The organism is Halobacterium bonnevillei (genome assembly GCF_009831555.1).
Taxonomy (GTDB): domain Archaea; phylum Halobacteriota; class Halobacteria; order Halobacteriales; family Halobacteriaceae; genus Halobacterium; species Halobacterium bonnevillei.
Genome location: NZ_WUUU01000178.1, coordinates 1 through 5,776, shown reverse-complemented (window position 1 = coordinate 5,776; position 5,776 = coordinate 1). Strand labels below are relative to the sequence as shown.

The window sequence follows — 5,776 nt, the reverse complement described above, 5'->3', positions numbered from 1 at the left end:
CCGCCTGCGAGTCCGCGAGCTCCGTGTGGGTCGCGAGCGCGCCGACGGACAGCGTCCCGCCGTCGGTTTCGACGGCCGACAGCCCCTCCAGGTGCCCGATGTCCACGAGCGCGGGCGGCGACTCCTCGCCGGTCTTCATGCGCGTCAGGATGCCCTGTGCGCCGGCGAGCAGTTCGCTGCCGTCGTGTTCGTCGAGCAATGCGATTGCGTCGTCGACGCTGTCGGCGCGGTAGTACTCGAAGTCCTCGGTGTACATCACTCACCACCTCCGGTGGCGCGCCAGACCGTCTCCGGCGTAATCGGGATGTCCAGGTGGTCGACGTCGAACGGCTCCAGCGCGTCCGCGACGGCGGCGACGAGCGTCGGCGTCCCGGCGATGGTCGCCGACTCCCCGACGCCCTTCACGCCGATGGGGTTGTGTGGGCTCGGCGTCACGGTGTTGTCCGTCTCGAAGTCCGGGAGCTGGGTCGAGTGCGGGACGGCGTACTCGTCCATGCGGCGGGTCTCGAGGTGGCCGTCTTCGTCGTAGGACGCGCCCTCGAACAGCGCCGCGCCGATGCCCTGGGCGATGCCGCCGTGGACCTGACCCTCGACGACCATCGGGTTGATGATCTCGCCGCAGTCGTCCACGCCGACGTACTGCTGGATGTCGATCTCGCCGGTGTCCGGGTCGACCTCGACGACCGCGACGTGCGTCCCGAACGGGAACGTGAAGTTCTCCGGGTCGTAGAAGTTCGTCACCTCCAGCCCGGGGTCCATGTCGTCGGGCATGTCGTGCCCGAGGTACGCCTGGTGGGCGATGCCCTGGATGTGCATCGAGCGGTCGGGCGCGCCCGCGACGTGGAACTCGCCGTCCGAGAACTCGATGTCGTCGACGCTCGCTTCCAGCTGGTGGGCGGCGATGCGTCGCGCCTTCTCCCGGACTTCCCGCGCGCCGCGTGCGACGGCGCCGCCGCCGACGGACGCGCTCCGGCTGCCGTACGTCCCCATCCCCTGCGGGATGCGGTCGGTGTCGCCCTCGACGACCTCGATGTCGTCCATCGAGACGCCGAGCTCCTCGGCCGCAATCTGGGCGTACGTCGTCCGATGGCCCTGCCCCTGGTCGGCCGTCCCGACGAACAGGGTGACCGTGCCCGTGGAGTCGAACCGGACGATGGCACTCTCCCAGCCGCCTGCCTGCGAGCCGAGGTTGCCGGCGGCCTCCGAGGGCGACAGGCCCGCGGACTCCACGAAGCTCGCGACGCCGATGCCGATGTACCGCCCCTCCTCGCGGAGTTCCGCCTGGCGCTCCCTGAGTGCCTCGTAGTCGACGTGGTCGAGCGCGGTGTCCATCCCGTGCTCGTACTCGCCGCTGTCGTAGACGAGCGCCGCGGCCGACTCGTAGGGGAAGTCCTCGCTCGGCACGAGGTTGTGTTTGCGTAACCCGACCGGGTCGACGTCGAGTTCGCGCGCCGCGACGTCCATCGCGCGCTCGATCACGTAGATGCCTTCGGCGCGGCCGGCGCCGCGGTAGGCGTCGACCGGCGTCGTGTTCGTGAACGCGCCGACGACCCGCGCGTGGATGGCGGGAATCTGGTACTGGCCGGACAGCACGGTCGTGTAGAGGTACGACGGCGTCGCGGAGCCGAACTGCGAGAGGTGCGCGCCGAGTCCGGCGTACGTCTCGACCCGCAGGCCGCGGACCGTGCCGTCGTCGTCCACTGCGATTTCGGCGGTGGTGTCGTGGTCGCGCCCGTGGCAGTCAGTCTGGTAGCTCTCCGAGCGCGTGGCCTGCCACTTCACGGGGCGTTCGACCTGCATCGACGCCCAGCCCGTGACGGCCTCGTCGGGGTAGTGGTAGATCTTGCTGCCGAACCCGCCGCCCACTTCGGGCGCGATGACCTGGAGTTTGTTCTCCGGGATGCCGAGCGTCGCCGCCGCCATCAGCATCCGGTGGAGGTGGGGGTTCTGGCTGGTCATCCAGATGCGCATCTCCTCCGTGGTGGCGTCCCAGTCCGCGACGGCCGCCCGCGGCTCCATCGCGTTCGGGATGATGCGCGGCAGCCGGAGGTCGACGCTCGCCGTGTGGTCGGCGTCCGCGAACGCCTCGTCGACGGCGTCGGCGTCCCCGAGTTCGAAGTCGAATCCGACGTTGTCCGTGGCTTCCTCGTGTACTTCGGGGACGTCACGCTCGACGGCGTCCCGCGGCTCGGTCACGTGGTCGAGTTCCTCGTACTCGACGTCGATGCGGTCGACGGCGTCCCGGGCGGCGTGTCGCGACTCCGCGACCACCGCTGCGACGCCGTCGCCCTCGTGGCGAACCTTCTCCAGCGCGAGAATCCGGTACTTCGGCTGGACGAGGTTCGGGAGGTCCCACGCCGTCGGGATGGCGTTCGGAATCCCGCTGTCCTCGACGTCCTGGCCCGTGAACACGGCGACGACGTCGTCCATCGCTTCCGCGTCGCTGGTGTCGACGTCGACGATGCGCGCGTGAGCGTGGTCGGACCGCCGGATGGCGAGGTGCGTCATCTCCGGCAGGTCGATGTCGTCGGTGTACGTCGCCTCGCCTTTCAGCAGCGGGACGTCCTCGCGGCGCTCGACCGACGACCCGAACACGCTCTCGGCGACGTCCTCGGCGTCGCTCATTCGGTCTCACCGAGTTGGTCGGCCGTCGCCTCGATGGCGTCGACGATGTTGTGGTAGCCGGTGCACCGGCAGAGGTTCCCCTCGATGGCGTCCCGGATCTCCTCGCGGGACGGGTCGTCGGCGTCCCTGAGGAAGGTGTCCGCGGTCATCAGCATGCCCGGCGTGCAGTAGCCACACTGCAGGCCGTGGTTCTCCTGGAACTGCTCCTGGATGGGGGCCAACTCGTCGTCGTCGGCCAGGCCCTCGACCGTCTCGATGGTCGCTCCGTCGGCCTGGACTGCGAACCTGGTGCAGGACTTGATGGCGTCACCGTCCTGCCGGACGGTGCAGGCGCCGCAGCGGCCGGTCTCGCAGCCGACGTTCGCCCCCCGGTAGTCGAGTTCCTCGCGGAGCGCCGTGACGAGTAGCGTCCGTGGCTCCACGGTCAGTTCGTGTCGTTGCCCGTTTACGGTCAGTGTGATCTCTCGCATCGATGTATTCCTCTCCTCCCCGTCTAGTTCGTGGTCGGAGTGGCTGGCCGTGGTCTGCGTACCACGATGACATACACCACGAACGTATCGAGCAAAAAGATTCGGGAACACCTCCAACTGCACGGCCTCATCTCGGCTGAAATCCAATACCGGGGCGACAGCGCCGACGGTGCCTCCCTCCTCGATTGAACTGCCCGACATCTCCGCGCTCGGGGATAAAATGAAACTCCTGGGACCGCAGAATGACACGTCTTCGATGCGCGCGCACGCCGACGAAGCGCGGACTGAGCCGCGGCCGTGACTCGTCAGGCCGGGAGCGCGGACTCCGGCACCGTGCCGTCGTCGTCCCAGCCGCGGACCTCGTAGTACTGTGCGATGGCGTCCTCCAGCCCCTCCAGTTCGTCCTCGTAGGGGAGGCGGTCGTCGCTGGCGTCGAAGCCGCGCTGGTTGTTGAAGTGGCGCTCCAGGGTGACCGTCCGCGCGCCGACGTCCAGGAGGTCCTCGAAGTCCGCGCCGAACAGCATCTCGTAGCGCTCGGGCGTCATGTAGTCGCGGGAGAACTTGCAGACCACGCCGCTGTCGTTGAGCGCCATCAGGTCCTCGCGCTCCGCGAGTCGCTCGGGCTTCCCCTCGAAGCCGACGTTGTCCATCGCCTGGTCGTCGCCGACCAGCGGGTACTCCACGGAGTAGAACGTCGCGTACATGTGGTCGGCGCCGCGGTTCGCGACCGCATAGGAGAGCGCCTGCCCGTGGAGGATGCGGCCCTCGTGGGCGGCGAAGTCCATGTTCTTCACCGACCAGTTCTCGACGCCGAGGTCCTCGTGGACGCGGCCGATGCCCTCCGCGAGGTCGTCGCCGACGCCGTCGCGCTCGGCGATCTTCTCGACGAGGTCCCAGATGAGTTCGCGGTTCCCGAACTCGTCGTTGGCTGCGAGGTACGCGGCGATGGTGTTCCCCGCGGAGATGGCGTCCAGGCCGTAGTCGTCGCAGAGCTGGTTGGACTTCATCACGTCGACGATGTCGTCGACGCCGGAGTTCGACCCGAACGCCATCGCCACCTCGAACTCGGGGCCCTCCGTCTCCACGCCGCGCTCCTCGTCCCTGGTGGGCAGTTTGCACGCGAACGCGCACGCCGAACACGTCCCCTTCTTGTACTTCTTGTCGGCGACCGCCGATCCGTTGATGCCCTCGACGCCCTCGAACGAGCGCTCCGAGAAGTAGTACGACGGCAGGCCGTCCATCGCGTTCGCGAGGTCCATCACCGCGACGGTGCCCTGCTCTTTCATGATGTTGTCGTCGGTCGCGGCCTCCCGGTGGATCTCCATCTGGCTCGACGGGATGTCGATGTCCGGGGCGGAGTCGCCGTCGAACGTGACGGCCTTGACGTTCTTCGCACCGAGCACCGCGCCGAGGCCGCCGCGCCCGAACGCGCGCTCCTCGGTCGTCATGATGGACGCGAACCGCACCTGGTTCTCGCCAGCCGGCCCGATAGCTGCGACGTGATCGGACTCGAGGTCGTGTTCTGCTTCGAGGTAGTCGCAGGTCTCGGACACCGTCGCGCCCGCGAGGTCCGGCACGGCCTCGAACTCCACGCCGTCGTCCCGGACGTGGACCGCGACGAGTTCGTCGCTCTCGCCCGTGAACTCGACGGCGCTGTATCCGGTGTCGGCGAAGTGCCGGGACATGAACCCGCCGGCGTTCGACGACAGCAGGCCGTCCGTGAGCGGGGACACCGCCGTGGCGTTCATCCGCCCGGTGAAACTCATCTGGGAGGCCTGCATCGGCCCGGTCGTGAACACGAGGCGGTTCTCGGCCCCCAGGGGGTCGGCGTCGAAGGGCACGCGGTCGTGGACGAGTTTCGTGCCGACGCCGCGGCCCCCGATGAACGACTCGAGGACGTCGCTGACGTCTTCCGTGTCCGTTTCGTGTGCTGAGAGATCCACCGATAGCAAGGGCCCGGCGCTGTGCAGCATTACCTCTAGGAGGCGCGCCCGCGGTAATAAAACTTCAGCAGAACGCGGCGGGACGCGGTCGGTACGTGCCGCACTCGCCCCGTACCGCTGACGCGTCCGCGCTGACGAGTCGCTAGCCACGGGAGCGCGTGACGGTCACCGTGTGCAGGTGCCAGTGGTCGACGGTGTTCGGTCTGTGTCGCGGCCGGTGGGTAGGTGGAGTGGTCGCCGTCTCGACGCCGCGCGCCACGACTACCAGAATCCAAGACGGTATATTAAACAAATACTTTCTTCTGGCCGTATCGACTTTCGACAACTCCAGAAACCCGGATTTCGAACTACTCGGGCGGCCTACCTTGGATATTACGCTGGTAACTTCTGGCATCTGAGCTGGCTGAGCGCAAATTTGGGATACACTGGTAGAGGGCCACTAAACGGCGAAAACGCGGGTATCTTGCCTCTCGGCAGATACCACTCACAGAATACTACTATAGTTGTCACTATCGGGTTCGTGAAAGGTATCTTAGTATAGCGTTCGAGTGCCCGCGAGCCGTCCCCACGTCCGCCGCTGGCCGTCGTGGCTCGCGGGCGGGCCGCAACCCGGCCAGAATGGCGTGCGGCAGTCAGAATTCGTCGAGGCCGGTCTGCTCGGCGGCCGCGATCGCGTCCCGGCTGGTCTGCCAGGACGCGGCGGGCGCAGTCCGGGAGGTCGCCGTGCTCGCGGACGTA

Annotated in this window: 4 protein-coding genes and 1 pseudogene; all 5 read right to left on the bottom strand. The window is 67.7% G+C overall.

The window, feature by feature from the left end; all coding sequences use genetic code 11:
* Positions 1 to 256 (bottom strand): FAD binding domain-containing protein (locus GRX66_RS15665; RefSeq protein ID WP_201293062.1); only part of this gene is annotated, 256 nt, incomplete at its 3' end.
* A complete protein-coding gene (locus GRX66_RS15660) occupies positions 256 to 2,625 on the bottom strand; it encodes a xanthine dehydrogenase family protein molybdopterin-binding subunit (protein ID WP_159527370.1) in 2,370 nt (789 codons plus the stop codon). The genes GRX66_RS15660 and GRX66_RS15665, both read right to left, overlap by 1 nt.
* Entirely contained in the window at positions 2,622 to 3,095 is a 474-nt protein-coding gene (locus GRX66_RS15655) for a (2Fe-2S)-binding protein (RefSeq protein ID WP_159527369.1), read from the bottom strand. The genes GRX66_RS15660 and GRX66_RS15655 overlap by 4 nt, the downstream gene beginning before the upstream one ends.
* A gap of 305 nt (positions 3,096 to 3,400) precedes the next feature.
* Positions 3,401 to 5,068 (bottom strand): aldehyde ferredoxin oxidoreductase family protein, encoded by a 1,668-nt coding sequence (locus tag GRX66_RS15650; protein ID WP_159527368.1) that lies wholly within the window; start codon positions 5,066 to 5,068, stop codon positions 3,401 to 3,403.
* A 602-nt stretch (positions 5,069 to 5,670) separates the two neighbouring features.
* Positions 5,671 to 5,776 (bottom strand): annotated as a pseudogene (gene rnhB / locus GRX66_RS15645) (ribonuclease HII); the annotation flags it as partial.